The 579-nt window shown below is 45.8% G+C and carries 1 protein-coding gene; it reads right to left on the minus strand.

Features of this window, described 5'->3' with window-relative positions; translation table 11 throughout:
* A partial coding sequence (locus R7O13_RS29190) for a protein-disulfide reductase DsbD domain-containing protein (protein WP_318305496.1) occupies positions 1 to 547 on the minus strand: 547 nt, incomplete at its 3' end.
* Positions 548 to 579 lie beyond the last annotated feature (32 nt).

Here is a 579-nt window from a genome sequence, read left to right on the forward strand (position 1 = left end):
TTGGTGATGTTGCGCTTGTTTGGTTGTTGTTTGCTGTCGATTGCGTTAGTTTTGTTGCGACAGCGGAATCAGCAATGGAAGCCGTAAAAGCGTCAATTGGAATGATGCGAGTTTCTGGCGGGTAGCAGAATCCAGCCTTTGCACAGCCTTGATATTGCACGATCACGCGTGCGCCTTCTTGCCACTCATCAAGCGGTACATTCACAAATAAAGGCGTGGTGTAGATATGCACATCACCGAAAAATTCATCTTTATGTGGCGTGCCGTTTTCCATTTGCAGTTCGCCAAGAGAGATGTTTTCACCAGACACAGACAAGCGCTCTTGATACAGATAGTAGCCGTCACGTACCTGCCAATCGAGCATCAACTTGTCGTCTTGTTGGTAGAAGTTAAACGGGAACGCTTGGTCGACCGGAACAAAGCTGTCGTTGCTACTACCAAAGCTGTTGTTCTGGCTATTGTTAAACTGGTCTTTGCCAAATAAAGCCAAAGACGGAGTGGAAAACGTAATAAGCCCTACGAGTAAAACGGAAAGTAATGCGCGCATAAAAGGTTCAATTCATCTTAGATAATTGCCGT

Source organism: Vibrio sp. Y176 (assembly GCF_033438945.1).